Origin of the sequence: Bradyrhizobium sp. JR4.3 (assembly GCF_040547695.1) — a bacterium.
Classification (GTDB): domain Bacteria; phylum Pseudomonadota; class Alphaproteobacteria; order Rhizobiales; family Xanthobacteraceae; genus Bradyrhizobium; species Bradyrhizobium canariense.
The window spans coordinates 44,443-60,893 of sequence record NZ_JBEPQF010000033.1; the positions used below are offsets into that span (position 1 = coordinate 44,443).

Annotated in this window: 15 protein-coding genes and 1 pseudogene; 11 read left to right on the forward strand and 5 right to left on the reverse strand. The window is 57.4% G+C overall.

What is annotated here, in order from left to right; genetic code table 11:
* Positions 1-32: 32 nt before the first annotated feature.
* Positions 33-1,109: a nucleotidyltransferase family protein gene (locus ABIB91_RS33885; RefSeq protein WP_354171003.1), complete on the reverse strand. Its 1,077-nt coding sequence runs from the start codon at positions 1,107-1,109 to the stop codon at positions 33-35.
* On the reverse strand, positions 1,096-2,211 hold the full coding sequence (locus ABIB91_RS33890; protein ID WP_354171005.1) for a serine/threonine protein kinase: 1,116 nt from the start codon (positions 2,209-2,211) through the stop codon (positions 1,096-1,098). Before ABIB91_RS33890 ends, ABIB91_RS33885 begins: the two co-directional genes overlap by 14 nt.
* A 782-nt stretch (positions 2,212-2,993) precedes the next feature.
* Between ABIB91_RS33890 and ABIB91_RS33895 the strand changes: the two genes are divergently transcribed.
* The 8 genes from ABIB91_RS33895 to ABIB91_RS41800 all read left to right on the forward strand — a co-directional run bounded on the left by ABIB91_RS33895 (position 2,994) and on the right by ABIB91_RS41800 (position 10,894).
* The gene (locus tag ABIB91_RS33895) at positions 2,994-3,140 is read left to right on the forward strand and encodes a hypothetical protein (protein WP_354171007.1); all 147 of its coding nucleotides are present in this window, start codon (positions 2,994-2,996) and stop codon (positions 3,138-3,140) included.
* Between the two features lie 224 nt (positions 3,141-3,364).
* Positions 3,365-3,580, forward strand: coding sequence for a hypothetical protein (locus ABIB91_RS33900; protein WP_246649160.1), 216 nt, complete (start codon positions 3,365-3,367; stop codon positions 3,578-3,580).
* A gap of 2,344 nt (positions 3,581-5,924) precedes the next feature.
* Complete coding sequence (locus tag ABIB91_RS33905; protein WP_354171010.1) at positions 5,925-7,382, forward strand: coiled-coil domain-containing protein; 1,458 nt, start codon at positions 5,925-5,927, stop codon at positions 7,380-7,382.
* Positions 7,383-7,493: 111 nt separating this feature from the next.
* Positions 7,494-8,513 (forward strand): TAXI family TRAP transporter solute-binding subunit, encoded by a 1,020-nt coding sequence (locus ABIB91_RS33910; RefSeq protein ID WP_354171012.1) that lies wholly within the window; start codon positions 7,494-7,496, stop codon positions 8,511-8,513.
* Complete coding sequence (locus ABIB91_RS33915; RefSeq protein WP_354171014.1) at positions 8,510-9,070, forward strand: hypothetical protein; 561 nt, start codon at positions 8,510-8,512, stop codon at positions 9,068-9,070. Before ABIB91_RS33910 ends, ABIB91_RS33915 begins: the two co-directional genes overlap by 4 nt.
* A 34-nt stretch (positions 9,071-9,104) precedes the next feature.
* Entirely contained in the window at positions 9,105-9,701 is a 597-nt protein-coding gene (locus tag ABIB91_RS33920) for a DsrE family protein (RefSeq protein ID WP_354171016.1), read from the forward strand.
* Positions 9,702-10,174: 473 nt separating this feature from the next.
* Positions 10,175-10,471, forward strand: a complete 297-nt coding sequence (locus tag ABIB91_RS33925) for a hypothetical protein (RefSeq protein ID WP_354171019.1) — start codon at positions 10,175-10,177, stop codon at positions 10,469-10,471.
* Between the two features lie 135 nt (positions 10,472-10,606).
* Positions 10,607-10,894 (forward strand): DUF7662 domain-containing protein, encoded by a 288-nt coding sequence (locus tag ABIB91_RS41800; protein ID WP_502917052.1) that lies wholly within the window; start codon positions 10,607-10,609, stop codon positions 10,892-10,894.
* Positions 10,895-11,085: 191 nt separating this feature from the next.
* Here the strand turns inward: ABIB91_RS41800 and ABIB91_RS41805 are convergent.
* Positions 11,086-11,379, reverse strand: a pseudogene (locus ABIB91_RS41805) (hypothetical protein); the annotation flags it as partial.
* Positions 11,380-11,799: 420 nt separating this feature from the next.
* On the opposite strand from ABIB91_RS41805, the gene ABIB91_RS33930 reads away from it, so the two are divergent.
* The 3 genes from ABIB91_RS33930 (at position 11,800) to ABIB91_RS33940 (ending at position 14,299) form a co-directional block, all read left to right on the forward strand.
* A complete protein-coding gene (locus ABIB91_RS33930; RefSeq protein WP_007592914.1) occupies positions 11,800-11,958 on the forward strand; it encodes a hypothetical protein in 159 nt (52 codons plus the stop codon).
* Between the two features lie 98 nt (positions 11,959-12,056).
* Positions 12,057-12,215, forward strand: a complete 159-nt coding sequence (locus ABIB91_RS33935) for a hypothetical protein (protein ID WP_354171021.1) — start codon at positions 12,057-12,059, stop codon at positions 12,213-12,215.
* 1,937 nt (positions 12,216-14,152) lie between these two features.
* Positions 14,153-14,299: a hypothetical protein gene (locus ABIB91_RS33940; protein ID WP_354171024.1), complete on the forward strand. Its 147-nt coding sequence runs from the start codon at positions 14,153-14,155 to the stop codon at positions 14,297-14,299.
* A gap of 602 nt (positions 14,300-14,901) precedes the next feature.
* On the opposite strand, the gene ABIB91_RS33945 is transcribed toward ABIB91_RS33940, so the two are convergent.
* Together ABIB91_RS33945 and ABIB91_RS33950 are read right to left on the reverse strand one after the other, a co-directional pair.
* Positions 14,902-15,252 carry a glycosyltransferase family 9 protein gene (locus ABIB91_RS33945; protein ID WP_354171055.1) on the reverse strand — a complete coding sequence of 117 codons (351 nt, stop codon included), beginning with the start codon at positions 15,250-15,252 and terminating at the stop codon, positions 14,902-14,904.
* A gap of 231 nt (positions 15,253-15,483) precedes the next feature.
* The gene (locus ABIB91_RS33950; protein WP_354171026.1) at positions 15,484-16,413 is read right to left on the reverse strand and encodes a tetratricopeptide repeat protein; all 930 of its coding nucleotides are present in this window, start codon (positions 16,411-16,413) and stop codon (positions 15,484-15,486) included.
* Between the last annotated feature and the right edge of the window lie 38 nt (positions 16,414-16,451).

The window sequence follows — 16,451 nt, forward strand, 5'->3', positions numbered from 1 at the left end:
TTTGGCCTTGAAGGCGTGCGAGCGTTGCTGGCTTACACCTTTCCGACACGAACGGCGGTGGCGGCCCTCAACAGGAACTGTAAGGTGTCCGTTCTTGGCACGGACCACAATCCAGGCCGGCGCATGCCGGTTTGCGTGCAACCAGATGTCGCCTCCCTCCGGTAATTTCTGAGGTCCAGCACCGTCATTGCGAGGAATGGCACACGTGTGGCCGGAAAGCGCGCTTGCATCAATTGTCGCATGAACTGCAGACGGGGAATGAGTCGGGAGCGCATTGAGCGCGGGATCTCGACCCCAAGCAGCGCAGCGAGAGCGAGCAGCTGGGTTTCGACCGCGTTTTTCATCAGTTCGCCCGAGACATGAGAGGCAAGTTCTTGCCAGTCCAGCCCTTCGGAATCATTCAAGTCGCGCAACTCAACCAGATGCCGCAGATCGAGTTCGCCAAGCCAGTAGCCGTAGTCTTGAAACTGATCATGGATGATCAACATCAGCGCTCGATAAGTTGGCGTGGGGACGTACGCGCTGGCCCGCCCAAGCAGCGCGGGGACGCAGTAGTTCAGAGCACATCCGGGGCCAGCATAGAGGTACGCGGGGCCGAGAGCGCTCCGCTGTAGATCGATCGTTCCGGCGTCCCGCGATCGATTCAGCTCCATGTACCATCTTCGGCTTCCGGCAGGAGTTTGGTGATGAATTTCATAGCCAATTGCGCTCAGAGCGGCGACCGCCCTTTCAGCTTCGTCCGGCATGACCATGATGTCCAGATCGCACATCAGCCGAACTCCTCGCCGCTCGACAGGTGCTGTGGCCAGCGTTGCCGCACCCTTGAGCAACACCGGCGTAACCCCCTGGCCGTTCATCGCAATGACAGCCTCTTCCAATTGACCGGCCAACCGGTCGTTGCGCAGCACGTTTCGGCGATGGATCTGGCGGATATAGGTGCACACGTCCTCCGGCAACACCGATGCAAATTGATCGACGAAGTCAATGAGCGCAGGCGTCGTCAACGTCTGGTTTGCGAGCCCGATGACGGAGGTCCACTCCACTTCGGCGGGCGGCAAGCCTCGCAAGCAGTTGCAAAGGCTTGTCAGTGCCGCACTATGCCTTGTCATTGCACAACTCCATCAGCAGCTCCCGAGCCTGGGCCGATTCCGAATAGGTAAGTTGGAACGATCGCGCGCCCGCAACAATCCGCTTCAAAGCGAAAAAGCCGGACTGCGACAGCTTCCCGTCTGCGGCAAAAGCGCCCTCAATGAGCCGCTTGATCGAATCAAGCTGATCCAGGGGGGTCAGCTCGACGGGGCCGCTTGCAACCCGGTTCAGAAAGATGATCCACTTGGCAGAGAGGCTCCCATTGTGCGCATCCGGAATCGGCAAATACCGCACTTCGGCGCCATCGGACCGGCGGTGCGTCACGTCGTTCCAATCGCCATACAGTCGGGATAGCAACCGCCACGATCCCTGCTTGAGGGTGAGGGCAAATGGGATGCCGCAGATCGTTCCGTCAGCCCCAATCAGCGCAACGTCATCGCCGGCATACTGAAATCCAGCGTCTACCAGTTCTAGTGCAAGAGTCGACTTGCCGGCTCCCGGTTGGCCGCACAGCAGTAAGCCCATGCCGCACTTTGCAAGAGAAGCGGCGTGGAGCGCGAAAGCCCACTGATTGCTTCGGATAACTCGCTCGGTGATGTGAGCTTTGATTGTAGGGGCCAGAGCTGCGGCTTCACATCTATGGATGCTCCCGTCATTCCCGCGGAAGAATACTCGATCGCCGAGCATCATTGTCTCGATCGCAATATCCTCCTCCTCGCCGCTGTCGTCCGTAACACAAAATAGCGAAATCAACTGTTGCGAGAGCTCCCGATTTGCAGCCCGGACGCTGATCCTGCGCTGACCAAGAACCGTTGAGAAGGCACAATCGGCCGACATTCGCCAGTCGAGATCGAGCACCCCTCGATCGATCCAGACGTTCATCGCCTGCCACGTGAACTCGCGCGCTGCGCGCTCGCCAATGCCTAGCTGCCCGAGCTCCTGATGGACGTCTTCCAAAGAAGCGCCTTCTGCCAACTTGCACCAAATGAATGCCCCTAGCTGGTCCAACTCATAGAGCTTCTGCCTTGTCTCGCTGAAAAGCACTGATCGACCGTCCACCAGCGCGAAGACTGCACCCGCGGCGGGTCTCAACACCATCTCTGCCGATGTTTTTTCCAGCATGGCTATTCCCGATAGCAACGATATCTGTCTCGCCGCCGTGTCGACGCGGTGGCGACAACATCCTGCAATGTACTGTCCGCGGCGCGTTCCAACGAGCTGCAGTTGCCGAGGAAATTCGGCTTGATTGCCGTGCTGCAGCGGTGCAAATCCACGTTCAGTGCGGATGCACATCGCCTGACTGAGATTCGTTTCGAATGACCATACGGCCCCGGGTCACCCCGCCAGCTGACCACCCTCGTTCACCCCAGATGGAGAAATATTCAACACTTGTCCTCCGAGAAAGGTCGCCGGCGCGGTCAACCGGTGAGAGTCCAGCAGATAGCGGTAAACTTCGCGAGCAGCACTCCGCTCTCGTAGAACGCGCTCCCTCTCGCTGATGCTCGCTAGTTTCTCGCGCATTTGAGCCAACTGCTTCGCAGCCGAGGTGGAGTTGCGCTTCTTCTGGACTGATTCCCGCATCGTCTCCTCCGACCAAAAAAATTGACGAAAACAGCTTACGTCATTGACAACAATTAACAACGAGATTTATATGATCTCAATATAATCAATATTTATTTCATGTTTGAACCGGATGCAACCATTCAAATACCAAGAAGCGGGCCTGCGTCGAAATAACAGCCGACCGAGAACACCGTCGCAGAAATCGCCGCGATGATCTTGGCCTCCTGCCTGCAGGACAGCAAAAAATAAAACTTGACGAGAGTCGCAAACCAGACCGACAGCGCAAGGCTTAATTTGCAGGATTAAATTCTAACGAAGAATATTTTGCTGACGAGAGTGGAGTGAAACCGGTGATCGAATTAGCCAATTTGCCCATCACGGGCGACATGATCGTCTTCGTCGCGAGCGGCATAGCACGCGCAAAACTCCCACCCGCTCAGATTGGCCCATTTTCAGCGGCGCCCCATGCGCTGTCGAGAGACGAATAATCAACGCCCGCGCTGCCGAGCCAAAGAGTGGCGGCGTCCAAGGAATCGCTCAAGCAGCGATCCGGCCGGTTGGAAAAACGTCGTCACGAGCAACCCGCCCTGCTCGAACAAGCACTCCCAGTGTGCGATGCCCCCCAAGTAACCCACACTGAGATGACGACGCACTCCAGCCGGCCGGTTCTCTTTCATTCCACAACGAATAATAATTTCCTAGGGAGGCTCGCATGGGAATGATCATGGTCAAATGTCCGCAAACCGGTCGCGCGATTCCTACTGGTATTAGGTCGGACCGTGAGGCTTTCCTGCGGAGCGTTGTGTTTTATGGCAATACTCGTTGCCCGGTCTGTCGCGCCAATCACAACTGGTTCGCTCGCGAGGCCTGGGTCGATGAGCCGGTCGTGCGGCCCAGGGAGATATTCGAGGAAGCGCCGCTGTGCTGATGCGTAGCGGGCTTCGGTACAGACGCGGAGCCGAACTGACTAGCATTACACGAATTTGGGCCGACCGCCTCATTTGACGCCGCGTGTGCGGAGTTGACCTGTTGCGGCATGGCTGCCGCACCGGCTGGGAACTAGTCTTGGTACGGACTGGATGCGCTCAATCATGGCGCAGCGTTCATCCAGATTCCTGTCTTGGCGGCTATTTCTGCGAGGGCTTACTGGAGGGATGCGAAATATTTTGGCCTATCGTCGTAAAGCGAACTGACGCCCTCATGAACCGTAAGTTAAGCGTCACACCGGCAGGTCGGCGCAAACTAACGCTTCCGATCGCTGATCCTGCAAGGGCCTGTTTGGGGGTATTGTAGTGAGTAGTGGGGTTTGCAGCCGCTTGGCTGCTCTGCGTCAAACGGCGATGGAGCTCGTCAGCCTGCTTGCCCAATTGCACAGGCTACGAGAGCAAGTGCGAAGGGCGGAAGGGCGAAGCCTCGGAGAAAGAGCGAGATTAGGGCCGGCGTCACGGATGCGTAGGCCCCGGTTTGGGATGAGTTGCCGCACGCGGATTCAATGATGGCGAGCGGCGCGCGTGTCAGCGAACTCGAAGACGATCGTTTCACGGATCGACCTTGAAGCCTCCGATAACCCTTTGGCACAACTCCAAGCCGCCCGGTCGCTCCCCAATGAGGCGTGCGCGCAGCGGAGTTTCAAAGCAGGCCGATGCGAGTGAAGGCTCTGTGCCAGGAAAAGTGCTGCACTTGGATCCGGCGTCCCCTTCCGGCTCTGACCGAGATCATCCCCGAGCGGCATGCTGCAGATCATGTCCCGCACCTGAGTTGGTTTAAGCCTGACTTTTTATCTGTTTTTAGTTTTGTGAAGCAGCGCTTCATCTGAAAGACAATTTGAAAGCAAAGCGAAAGTCGTTCGCGTCAAATCGTTTCGGTAGTCGCGCCATGGAAGGCAAATTTAGTTATCCGGTATAATCATAATTAATATGACGCAAAACAGAAAATAAGGTGAGGGAAAACTAATGGGAGGAGTGGATGGAGACCGTACGCCGCTTGCGCGCGATGGCGTCGCTGTGCCGACAGACTTCTGCGCATCATCCTGATCGAAGCTGGAAGCTTCTCGCCGAAGCTGAGTTCTGGGAGCACTTGGCTAATGACATGCTTCGCGAGCATTTCGAACAATGCACGGCTGGCTCCTCGCTCCGACCGATCGGACATGATCCGAATGCCGCGGAATCGAGCGCTCGCATAACCGCGTGAATGCTCTCGCCTAGCCCAAATCCCGCTCGGCCGTGTGCCGGGCGTCAGTCCTCTTCAAGGCGCCCTCATGGAGAACCAAGCCCTGCTGGCGCCTTCGTCTGGCGGCGCGCAGACCTGAGCAGGGACGCCAAAGCGCGCTCGGCTGCCCGGCTCGGTCAGCTCAGACTACCGAGTTCTGTTTTCTGGGTCGGAAATGCGCTTGTGCGAAACTGTCGTTCGCCGTTGGACTTGCACTTTGGCGTCCAGCACTTTTTCCCCAGCTCGTGCGGCGCGCGGCCGGCTCACCTGGTCCGAAAGGCTGGAGCCCCTACCAACTATTCCAGCGATATTTCCGTCGACCTTCGCTGCCGGTATTTTTCGGTTAGGTGACGGTCCAACGATCATCTGCTCCTCGTTGCTCGTGCCGGTGCCAATAGCTCCGATCGGCAGACCATTTTGAGCGTGGCCAGCGCCGGCATTTCTTTTGGCCTGCGCCGCCGCCCGCGACTTCGACGTGGCGGGTTGAACGTCCGGACTGTTGGTTTGGGTGGTGCGGTTCAGGTTTGCACCGGTACCAACGTCTTGTGTCCCCATTCCTGGAGGTGCCGATGGACCAGGGCTGGCGCTGCTCGCATTTGTACCCATGCCGGACGGAGCTGACCCGCCAGTGTGAGCGCTGCCCGTGCCCGTCCCAGTGCCGGCCCCTGCGGAGCCCGCCACTGCGCCGCCTCCTTGGGCCAGGGACAGCACAGATACGCTCGTGATAATCGCAACGATGAGCGAAGGGATTCGGTGGAGCATTGGACCATCTCCTTCTCAAGGGAAAGCGACGAGCCGCATCGCTCGAACCTTGATTAACGATAAACCATTGAATAAAATATAATATGGGTTTATTTTTGCCTATGCATAAACCAAATTAACAGATTGACGCATTAATGTCGCGGATGTGGGGACAAGCGCCGATGCAGGCAGGGCCGGGCCTTGGATCGCCCGTTCGCCGCTCAGACGTGTGGATTGCCTCGGATTGCGCTCGTAGTTCTGCGCGCACCTGCGCAACAAGGTCGGCGTGGATTGCACCGACTGTCCTGACGGTAATATCGGTATTGACGATACCCGTTCTCGCGCAGCAGCCAAATCGGTCGGCGATCGACGCCCCTGTCATTGCGACGCACTTGCGCGGCGCGACCGGCTCGGGAGGGTGGCGCGCGGCGCGGCCGAAACAATCTGCCGACACGACACTCCTGAAGCTCGCACAAGCCACAATCAGCAATACCGAGCGATCACGGCAAGCACTCGCCGCAGAACAGGAGAGGATACAGGCCCTTGCTGCTGACCTCCGAACATGCCGACGGGAGCAGGATACCGTGCTGGGGCTGTTGCAGCATGCACGCGAGCAATGGACCAGCATTGCGGAGGCCTCCGAGAATGAAACCGATAAGCTGCAGAAATCGCTTCGGGAGGAGCGCTTGCACACGGAGCGTCTGGAACGGGAACTTACCAAGGCGCGCAACGATCTCGAAGTGCAGGCACGGCTAAGCCGCGAAATCGGCGCCGAGGCTCGCGAACCCGAACACCCGGCACAGAGTGATCCGAGCGAGCGGCAACAAGCTGTCGAGCGGGAGAAAGATCGGGCAAACCGTTTGGAGCAGACGCTGACAGCCGCTCATCACGACCTGGAGACCCAGTCGGCAGAGATAACCAGACAAGCCGCAGAGATCAGTGCAAAAGAGGCAGCGGAGGCCCAGGTACAGGCAAGCCTCCGACAGGAGCACGATCGTACCAAACAGCTGGAGGAGACGCTCGCGACGACGCGAATCGAGCTCGACAACCGATCCCAGCAGATCGCGAAGGTAATCGAAGAGACGGCGCAGGCCAACCGAACGGCAGAGAATACCTCGGCCAAACTGAAGCTCTCATTGAGGGAAGAGCACGAAAGAGCAGATGCGCTGGCGCAAGATCTCTCGCAGGTGCGCTCCAAGCTGTTCGCGTACGAAGCGCAAGCCGCAGCAAACGACGATCGAGCCGAACAGTTGAAAAAACAGCTCGGGCGAGAATGCCACCAATCCAGCCCAGATGAGCAAGAACTTGCCGCAGCGCGCCCGAAAGTCGGACCGTGGCTACCCGCGGGGGTGTCGGGAGAAGGGGGAGCCGGCAATTCGCCAACGAGGGAACTGCTCCGAACACTGCTGCCGGCATCGCCGCAGCGGCCGCCCGAGCAATCTCCGCGAGAGCTCGTGGTCATAGCAGCTGAGCCGAAGACGCCATCTGCGGTTCTAGGGAACGAACACGCAGCCGAGCTCGTGCGATTGATCGCTCGCGCAACCGGATTGCTTCGACAAGGCGACATTGGCGCGGCACGAGTTGTCCTGGAGCGTGCTGCTGAATTAGGGAGCGCACCGGCAAGTTTCGCGCTCGCCGAAACGTATGATCCGAGCCTGCTTGCCAAATGGGGCGCGAGCGGAACGCGCGGCGACACGTCCAAGGCGCGAGAGCTTTACGCCAGAGCAGCAGCCGGAGGGGTCAAGGAGGCAAGGGAGCGGTTCGACGCACTTGGTCATTAGCAGCGTCGGTGCAGACGGATGGTCGTGCGCTGTATCGACTTGTCAGATCGAACTTGAAGTGAAGAGCGCAGCGGACAAAACCGAATAGACGTTCCTAGGAGAGCCGGATCGATGAAGCAGCTGGTTGGGATACGCTCTTGGTTTCTACTCGTCGTGATAGCCGCTCCGCTTCTGATCATGGGCTGTTGCCCAGCAATGGCCCAGCAGACTCAGCGGGCGCGTGCGGATCATGCAAGGGCGGAAATTGCGGCCATGAACGATTGGACTGTTGGAATTGCCGGAGGTCTGCTGGAAGGAGCTCCCATTCGGCTTGCCGCGGAAATGGCGCGAGTGGCCGATGATGGAACGGACCTCCACGTGCTGCCCATCGTGACCCGTGGCGCAACCGAAAACGTCAATTCGCTGCTTTATTTGCGGGGCATTGATGCAGCAATCATCAATTCCGACGCACTTGACGAGTACAAGAGCCAAGTGCCGGACATCCAGCGACGGATCACCTATGTGCTCAACCTGTTTCCATCTGAACTGCACATATTCGTCAGGCCTGAAATTCAGGGCTTGAGTGATCTGGTCGGAAAGAAGGTCAATTTCAACACCCAAGGTACCGCCGCAGCTTATTCGGGCCCGCTGATTTTCAGCCGGCTTGGGATCGAGGTCGATAAGGCATTCATCCCCCATCAGGTTGCGATGGAACAACTGCGCAGGGGTGAACTGGCCGCCGTCGTTTTCATAACATCGAAGCCGGTGGACGCATTCATACGTGGTCGTTGGGAGGCCGGCTTCAAGTTCCTGCCGGTCCCCTACGAGAGCAAGTTCGAAGATTATTATCTGCCATCTTGGCTGGAATCAGCTGATTACCCGAACTTGATCAGGCAGGGGGAACGCGTGGCAACTATTGCCGTTCCAACCGTGCTGGTCGCTTTCAATTGGCCGATCAAATCCAATCGCTTTCATCGTGTGGCGCGCTTTGTCGACCGCCTGTTCTCGCGGATCAACAAGCTGCAGGAGCCCGGTTTCGATCCGAAATGGAAGTCGATCAACTTGGCGGCGACGGTCCCTGGCCTGACGCGCTTTCCCGCGGCGCAGGCCTGGCTCGATCGTCTGCCGCGTTCGAGCCAGGCGGCACAATGACGTTCACCCTGATCGCTCTCGTCGTGACGCTCGCGATCGCAAATGACCTCGCTCGGGCCCGAGGCGCCGAAGACCCTATGGCGCCGGTTCGCGTCTCTGATCGGCCCGCAAATGGAGCCGGGGCGTGGATCGTCAGCGAGACCACCTCGCCGGTTGATTATTCATCGATCATCAAGGCTACACTACCATCTCAAGGGGGCAGTTCCGACGCAGCAATGAGCCTGTCGATACGGTGTCGCGGCGGCCTGACCGAAGTGTTGCTTGATGGAGCCGGCCTATCGGGCCGCCGCGAGGATTACACCGTCTCCCTGCGCATCAATGATGATCCACCTTTTCAGGTCTCGACAATCACGGCGGCGCGCGGTGTCGCACTTGAAAGCGATGTCGTTCGCCTGTTGCAATCGATCCCCGGCCACAGCGAACTTTCTGTGCATGTGTCACGCCGGACGGGGGCCGGCGCCGGTGCAGTGTTCGCTCTCGATGGTATCGAGAGCGTGCGTGCAAAATTGGCGACAACATGCAAATGGCCACGCGCGATCGCGAAGCCCAACAATTGATCATGAACCTCAGCTTGCTTGGAGAAACAACATAATGCCCAAATTTCCGAAGATTATCACAGCGATGATCGCGACAATCATCTCGCTCCTGGTCGGGCTGTCTGGTTCCGCGGCACAGGAGACTCGCCTGCTCCCGGCACAGCCTAGTTTGCCTGCAGCCTCAACACATGGCGTGGCAAGAACGCACGCGAATTCATCGGCGCGGGCCGCGACGCCAAAACAATTTGAGCTGGCGCGCATCGTGCCATCGTCTGCTGCCAAGAAAGAGCACCGCTTAATCCTTCAGGTCAACACAAGCGACTCCGCGTCAATGAATCTCGCATTGAACAATGCACTCAACGTCGCGCAATACTACAAGGAGGTTGGTGAAGGGGTGAAAGTTGAGGTGATTACCTTCGGCCCCGGCCTCCATATGCTCCGCGATGACACGTCGCCGGTGAAAGCACGAATCGAGGAAATGGCTCTGAGCACGCCGGAAGTATCATTCAAAGCCTGTGGAAACACGCAAGAGAAAATGCAAAAGGCCGAAAATAAAGACATTCCCATCGTTGCCAAAGCCCAAGTGGTGAGGTCGGGCGTCGTTAGGGTGATGCAGTTGCAGGAGCAGGGATGGACCTACGTCAAGCCATGAAATGGCGACCAGACAATGCCTATCGAGCGGCTAGGTGCCGGCCTGCGGTCGCGACACCCCGATCGAGTGGGTCGCCGCAGCCGATGCAAATTGAACTGGCCTCGATCTGGGACAGATCTATCGCGCGCTACGGGCAGCGCCAGACCGACTGTCTGATTACGAGAGCGACTTCGGGAGAGGGTTGAGCGAACATCGGTCGTCTCAGTCACTTGCGAGGTCTGGTAGCAATTTTGCGGGGCAGCCCCTGGCCCGCCCATCCTACTCGGCCGCCTGCTAAGGTCGATTGTCCCGTAGCAGCATAGGGTATCGGAGACGCAGGACGGCGCGAACTGTGATGTATGGCGCTTCGATTTACGTCAGTTCTGATGACCTCTTTTTCGAAGACAAGCGATTAAATTCCACTGGATTTTATTTTGTTAACGCGTCAGATTTCTAGACTTAAAGCGAGTCGATTTTACGTTGGGGAATGTTAAATGGCAAAACCTGCCGTTTCCCGTAATACCTTTCGAGGGTTATTCGCTTTTTATGCGAAAGCTGATCACAAGCACGATGCCGATTATTGTGTGCTGAAGCTGTTTGGATCCGCTCAAAACATTCTTGATCGGCTGCTACAGCAGTGGTCGCACCAGGCTGATCTACCCGGCGCGGAAGCCATCGCCAGCACACTGGAGCCGCGCACCCGCGAGATCGTGAATGGTCGTAAATGCTATGACCACGCCAGCGACTTTCTCCACGTGCTGCTGAGAGACCTAGAGCTAAGGGAACACTAAAGAGGCGTCGCTGCGTCAGGCTCCGCGAGGTCTTGCAGACCTGAATGATAATGCCTTTTGCCTCCGCGCTCTATATGCACCAGACTGCTATTCCAATGCCGGGCGGCCGGCCCATTTTGTCGATATAGTGCTCGCATGCCGAGGTCGATTTACCAGCCATTGCATGAAAGGCTGCGAACGGAGAACGGTCAAAGTCTCCGCCTGTCCTTTTCAGAAATTGAAGCGATCTTGGGGAAGCCTCTGCCGAGATCGGCCTACACCTTCACTGCGTGGTGGAGCACACTGAAGAGAGCAGGTCCTCAAGCGAGAGCGTGGATATCCGCTGGTTATCGTGTCCGGGTCTCAATGAAGCACCGCATCGTCGAATTCTATCGTTCTGATGTGAACACCAATGATCGTCATGGAACGCCCTGGCTGCATTGAAGCTTCCCATGATGGCGGACCTATCAACTTCGGTGTTCGGGACCAACTGCGAGAACAAGCTGGCGCAGAATCAAGTTGCAACTTCAGGGCCGCAGCGAAAACTGCTGCGGCCCTGTTTTTGAGCGGAAGCCGCGAGCCGGATGCTCCGGAACGTGGCGAGAAAAATCTAATGGGAACGCTGCGCGATGGCCCTAGGCCGCATGAGGGTTGACGATGGTGTACCCTCGCAGGGACCGCGGGTGAATTCGCGTTGCGTGCCCACCTGAGTTGGCATCGTACGCCTTCCAGATGTCACCGGCGATGTGCTGTTCAAGGACGAAGACGTGTCCACGTCGCGCGGCAACCATTCCCGGTGCTGGCGAGGTGCGGGGAAAGCGCAGCCAATTGGCTGCGAGGTTCAGTTCCGGTACTACCCGACCAAACACTCGGATCGCCGCACCACATCCGCAGAACGATCGAGGGCAACCGGCCGGACGACCGCTGACGATCTCACTACTTAAGGCCCCTGAGCTGGCCACAGACATCCGTAGGCTAGCAACGGCACCTCGCTGCAGGCGCGGTGCCGGTCTCGTGTATCTCTGCGCCTGCACCAGCGAAGATGAAAAGTCGCATGGCATAATCACGTTGCATTCAGGTGGCGAAGCGGCGCGCAAGGGGCGTGCTTCAGAAGAAATGGATGTCGCAAAAGCGAGCAATAAAGCTACGACTACTCGATTGAACATGCAGGACTCCGGGTTAATAGCCCTGCCCCGACGCGCAGAAAGCGCGTTGTAATTTGGCGAAATTAAGCCATTGAAACAGAATTAAATGAAATTTTGAGACCAAATTAAATCGAGACGGGAACGTTTCGATTTGCCTCGAGTCGTGCTTGCGCGACCGATCCCTTATTGTTCGTGGATCGACAGATGGAAAAGGCAGTCGCCTACGCAATCTCAGCGGCCCTCGTAGGTATCGGTGTTTTGATACTGGTCGTCGGCCTGTCCTCCAGCTCGCCCGCTCTGTGGGTGGTGGTCGCACTCGTGCCGATCACGATCGGGATCGTGAGCGCTTTTGGCCCCGTGTAAGGATGGGGAAAACGGCCGATGGGTCAGATCGTCTGCATTTTCCGAATCGGGCCTCTGTGCACGCTCTCAACTGGTTTCAGATTTACGGATACACGCGCGTGAGCCATTTCGTCTCTATGCTTCTGCTTGCCCTCGCCCTGACGCTGACCTTGTGCTTCGGGGTGGCAGCCTGGCGCGTTTCGGCCGGCAATGACGTCGAGATCACCGCAACGATTCCGCATGAGGAATACGGATGGAGAGCGGGGTCGAAGAAGTGAATGCCTTGGGCTCGCCTTCGGTTACATCCTGGCGAGGATGAACATTGATCTTGACGAATCGCGAATGAGTGAAGGCTGCCCGGCGGCTCCGACTGTTACTGCCTCGAGCTCACCAGCAAGCATTTAGGACCGCGGGTCGTCCGTTCGCAACATAGCGATCAGGTTCGCGATCATTGCCTCCAGGTGCGGCAGGCATCGCAGGGCTCAGCGGCGTCGAGGTCGGTCACGTGCCAATATTGGACCCGGTCCGCGACGGCCAGAAAGCTGCGTTCGACCATCGATCGATGCTCCGCCTCTTTCAATCGTATGACAATATCTGCTTGCCGGCAGTCAGCTGAGGCGCACGGCTGCGGAAGTTCATCGACATGGCAGCTCCCAACACAACCAGACATAACAACGGGATGGCCTAATACCGCACCAAGCTGTCGCCTCACGCCTCGCCGCGGTAGCTTGTTCGTTCGTGCTGTCGCATCATCCTCATCTCTGATAAGCTGGTGAGACTGGCGCAAACTAGGGTACGGTGGGCACCACAATCAACTCCTTCCAACTCTCTCGATGAATTCCAACGCGGCTGGGGCAATGTCATCGAACTCGACAAAGCAGCGGCGCAGTTCATCTGCAATCTCTACAGTTACATCACGGGACCAGCCCTCTACCGTGTTGAAGACTACGATCCGAGCAGGATGCTTGTATTGGCCTTCCATTATTTGGCGCATCAGCGTCGCTCGACTAGCGTCCTCTTCGGAGGTTTCGCTCCAGGCACGTCCGAGCCCACCTCCGAAATCCTCAAGCACAATATAGACGTCACGTGGATATGGATGGGGCACGATGGACGGAGACTGAGGCATGATTCCGAAATCCCGAAAATTCCAGCCCGATTTAATTTTCGATATTAAACTAGATTAAAGATATAATTTCAACCTCATTTATAGTCGTCCGGCTGCGCTTTCGATCGGTCGACACTGCTTATCGATCGACCACTCCCCGGCGCACGTGCTCATGGAGGCGACGAAGAAGCGAGCCGTGAGGTAACGGCGACGGCGATGGCAGCCCCAACGGCAAGGACGACAAACATTTTCGGGGGCACGGCAGTCGGAACGGCTCGCCGGTTACCAAATTTTCCCAACGCCCATCCCCAAGTGGGTAATGCAGTCGGCCCCAGCTTTCCCCGTTGCCCCGCGGGCCTGGAGCTCATTTTTGTTCGGCTTGGAACGACTTGCCGATTGCCAAGTTTTCCCGGGCCCTCCCCAAGGGGCGACTGCCTTCGCCAAGGCAGCTCAACAGCCCCAGCTTCACCCGCCCCGAGGCTGGGTCCTTTTGCTGTCTGGATAGCTGCAGACTCAGGAGGGCGTTGATGCAGGGTTATCGCTCGGTCCTTCTTGTCCAACGGTTGAACGACCTCGTTTGTCAACTGTCAGAGCTGGAAGATCTCCGGCTTAAAGTCAAAGAGGCGGAGCGAAGCGCCTCGGCTGTACCTGCATTGCGGTCGCCTCCGAGCACTCGATCGCAGCGACGGCGAGCCGCGGGGGAGCAGACCCCCGAGGACTGACTGGAACCCGATCTAACCTGCGTTAGTGAACGAGGTAGAGACTGTGCAGCTCGACTGCCCTGAAGGGAGTGAACTTCACTGTCCTCCCGCGGTGAGGCTTGAGCAAGGTGCTGCACATTTCGCATTTAAGTGTCTACCGCCCGGGCCGTTGCTATCTTCGGCTTTCTCGCGCGCGACAACGCGCTCGAGCGGTCGATGGGCGCAAGCGTGCATTAACGGACTAGCTGGGTGCGCAGGCCGCACGCGACAGCAATAGCGATGAGGCAGCGTGGCGTCTGAAGCCTTGCCGCACGCTGATGTTCGTCACGGAGCCGGCGAACTCGACCAAAAGCAGGACCAGGACTTACGTGATAACTGCGTCATGCTGCTCGATCGGGCAGGCTGAGACTTGCTGACGATCTGCGACATCACTGGGCATTCAAACCGAAGTGCGCAGACCATCGTGAAGCACTACCGCGCCCGCAATGCGGCTCGCGCCGATTCCGGCATCGACAGGCTTGAATTGCAGGTGCGGAGGGAAGGCATGAAGAGCTGAATGCAGACCGGTAGGGCTCGTGTTACAGTAGTGGATGGGCTTCGGTCCTAATTATCCGCCTCGTCGCACGGCGTGCGACGTACGACCATTAAGAGCGTCGTACGAGACCCGGTTTGGTCTGCCGAGGAGTTTAAAAGAGCTCTTGCGGGCCAATTTCTTAAGGATGGTGGGCGCACCAAGGGATCGAACCTCGGACCCGCTGATTAAGAGTCAGCTGCTCTGAGAAACTTCGCTGGTGGATTCACCCACTGTGAAAATCGGAAGCGCCAGGCGCGCTAGCTTCTGCAGACGTCAAATTGCCTCAAGGCGTGATCGCCCACGCTTGCCGTCAATGTATTCTTCTTGATCTCCCGGTGCACACGTCGTGCACACGCCGCCTTCTAACCAACTGAAAATACTGAACTCTCGGTCCAATCCATCATGGGGGCCACGGAAAAGCGATCGTCGTAATATTTTAAACGCCTAACTCACATTCGATAAGGTGAAACATGAGCGTGTGCCCTCATGTCTTGAAGCGGCTCGCACGCATCCTTCGCCTGAACGGGTGGCCAGTTCAACCGGAATAAAAATCACGGCGGGCAAGAGAGAGCATTGCTATCCGCCTAACGAAAAGGGTTCTCGAACGCCGCGGATGCCTGGAATCCTTCGAATAAAAAGGTCCGAAGTCTGAGCTCGCTTCGCACTTGGTCGAGCACCTCTCGCCAATCTCGGGATGACGTCTGTCGAAACAGGCGCATGGTCGGATACCAAGGGCTATCGTCGCGGTCGAGCAACCAGCGATAATCCGGAGTGTAAGGTAACAGAACCCATGTCGGCCGTCCTAGCGAGGCGGCGAGATGTGCAACACTGGTGTCTACCGCGACAACGAGATCAAGACACTTGATTAAGGCCGCAGTCTCTACGAAATCGGTTAGGTCGTCACTGAAGTCGAGAAGCCCCGGGCGCTCTTGCATAGCCTTTCTGTCGTCCGATCCCGGATCCTTCTGGAGGCTGACGAAGGTGGCGCTGACATCCAGGACACTTGAGAGGGTTCGCAATGGTATCGACCGATTGTAATCGTCAAGATGCTCCGGGTTTCCTGACCATACTAGCCCCACGCGAAACTTGTGATGAGGGCCGAGTCGTTCTTTCCAAGCGCGCACGCGAGCTCTTGGCGGATTGGGAACCTGCCTCGAAGTCTCCCATTAACAAATGAAGATGCGCAATTCCCAAATCTGCCATGACGTCGTTTGGATATCAGAAGCTTTTAGGCGATCATAAATCGCGAAAGCCTCCTCGAATTTATGCATCTTGGTCAGCGCGACGGCCTTATTGTGAAGCGCATCTCCGAAGTTTGATTGAAGCTCCAAGGCCCGGTCGAACCATTGCAACGATTCCTCATCTTCCTTCAAAAATCTTAGTGCAATACCGAGATTATTGCAGATGTTGGCGTTGTCGGGGTCGAGTTCATACGCATCGCGGCAGATCGCTAGTGCGTCCTCGAACCGCTTCAAGCCGTGCAGCAATGCGGCTCTCTGTTGCAGGGTTGGAAGGTGATTTGGCCGCAACTGGTTGCATATGTTGATATATGAAAGCGACTCCTCGGTTCGCCCCAGTTGATGGAGAAGGATCCCACACTGGTTCGCAGCCTCCCAATATTGTGGACTGAGCTTGAGCGCGTGCTGAAAGCTGATCAGAGCGTCGCCAGGTCGTTCCAGTTTCACCAGGGTCTGGCCGTGAGACAGCCACAGACTGGGATCGTCTAATCCCAGCTCGAGCGCCTTATCGAAGGCCTTCAGCGCCTCGTTGTGATCTCCTTGCGACAGAAAGGCGATTCCAAGGCTGAGGAAGTATACTGGCTTGGGATCCTGTCGTATTGCGCGAGAAATCCACTGGTGTGCGTGGTCATAGCGCTTGACCTGTTGGGATAGTAAACCCATCAAGTGGAGCGAGTCTGCGTGGTTGGCGTCCAGTGCAATAGCCTGGCGGCAACAGACCTCCGCGTCGCGAAATTGTCCGGCTCGCATGTGGACGAACCCAGACTCAAAAAGCGCAGCGACCGGTGTGGTAGAATCTGCGCGGCCTTTGGATTTGCGAGATTCTCGAGCAGCAGCCCGGCGTTCCTGACGATTCATGGCGCGTTCAGAGCGAGATTCCCAAAAGCAACCTTTAG